This window comes from Actinomadura bangladeshensis (assembly GCF_004348335.1).
GTDB lineage: Bacteria > Actinomycetota > Actinomycetes > Streptosporangiales > Streptosporangiaceae > Spirillospora > Spirillospora bangladeshensis.
In genome coordinates this window covers 1-1,590 of record NZ_SMJW01000531.1, presented here as the reverse complement: position 1 = coordinate 1,590, position 1,590 = coordinate 1, and the positions used below count along the sequence as shown (strand labels likewise).

2 protein-coding genes are annotated in these 1,590 nt (G+C 64.4%); both read right to left on the bottom strand.

What is annotated here, in order from left to right:
• Positions 1-40: 40 nt before the first annotated feature.
• The gene (locus E1284_RS40620; RefSeq protein ID WP_243715059.1) at positions 41-1,084 is read right to left on the bottom strand and encodes an IS3 family transposase; all 1,044 of its coding nucleotides are present in this window, start codon (positions 1,082-1,084) and stop codon (positions 41-43) included.
• Positions 1,081-1,500 (bottom strand): transposase, encoded by a 420-nt coding sequence (locus E1284_RS42805; protein ID WP_207924255.1) that lies wholly within the window; start codon positions 1,498-1,500, stop codon positions 1,081-1,083. Before E1284_RS42805 ends, E1284_RS40620 begins: the two co-directional genes overlap by 4 nt.
• Positions 1,501-1,590: the final 90 nt, after the last annotated feature.

Here is a 1,590-nt window from a genome sequence, read left to right as displayed (position 1 = left end):
CGGTAGGTGTCAAGTCAAACGGGACCGGGGCCTGTGATCGTTAGGCGGCGTGTTTCTCCTGGTCAGCAGGGCTGGTCTGGTCGGTGGTGTCTTCGGCGGGTCGGTTGATCTGCGCGAGCGTGGGGATCTTGGGCAGGGTTGGCGTCTGGGTGAACCGCTGCGGGTTGGCCGCACGGAACGCCGCGATCGTGGCGGCTCGTTTGTGCTGGATCGCCTGTGCGGTGCCGATATGCATGGTGAACGGCGTATGGAGCCCGATCCCGGCGTGGTAATGCCGATGGTTGTAGTAGTCGAAGAAATGGTGGCAGAACGTCTCGGCCTCGTCGAGCGAGTCGAACCTGGCCGGGAACACCGGGCAGTACTTCAAGGTTTTGAACTGCGCCTCGCTGAAGGGGTTGTCGTTGCTCACCTTCGGGCGGGAGTGGGACTTGATGATGTCCAGGTCCGCCAGTAGTTCGGTCACCGGCTTGGAGGTCATCGAGGTCCCGTTGTCGGAATGGATGGTGCCGGGCACGATCCCGCCGTTGGCGACAAACGAGTTCTGCATGAACTGCTCGGCCAGCTCACCCGACTCGCGCAGGTGGACCTCCCAGTGCACGACGAGGCGGGAGAAGATGTCGAGCATCACATACAGGTCATAGAACTGCCGTGGCCCCGGACCTGGCAGTTTCGTGATATCCCAACTCCAGATCTGGTTGGGGGCACGGGCGGCCAGATACGGTTTGGTGCGCGCCTGGTGCCGGGCCTGGGCGCGCCGCTCCCGGACCTGGTCGCGCCTGCGCAGTTCCCGGTACATCGTCGACACCGACGCCAGGTACACCCCCTCGTCCAGCAGCGCAGCCCACACCTGCCGGGGTGCCTTGTCGGCGAACCGGTCGCTGTTGAGCGTCTCGACCAGTTCAGCCCGTTCGCTCTCGCTCAGCGCGTTCGGCGGAGCCGGCCGCCCCATCGGCTCACTATTGTCCGGTGCCGGGTTCCGCCGTCGGTAGAAACTACTGCGCGGCACACCCGACAATGCGCACGAGGTGCGAATCGGTAGATGTTCGACCAGCAGGGAAAGGGTTTCGTCCCGGCAGTGGGTCACGAATTCTCGGTGTCCGCGCTCTCGGACATCGTTTCCAAGAGCGCGATACCTTTTCCCATAATGTCCAGGGCGGCCTCGGTCTGCTTGAGTTTCCTGGCCATGGCGGCGTTCTGCCGCTCCAGCCGCGCCTTCTCCTTGCGCAACTGCTCCAACTCGGCCTGCTCCGCCGTTTTCTCCTTCTTGGCGGCCGGGCGGCCCGTTCCCGCAGCGGTCAGCTCACCGGCGTCGCGCTGGCGACGCCACAGCTGAACGCTGGACTCATAAAGTCCTTCACGGCGCAGCAACGCGCCCTTTTCGCCGTGCTCGGCCGCGTCGTACTCCTCGACCATCCGCAGCTTGTAGGCGGCGGTGAAGGTCCGCCGCTTGGGCCGGCCGGTCCGCGGCCCGTCACCGGAAGGAAGATCGTGGCTGGTCATCGTCACTCTGCTCAGTACCCGTTCTCGCCCTGTTCACATCAGTTAGGGAACTTCATTCCCTCGTGTCCCACCTGAGCCTGACACAGAGGG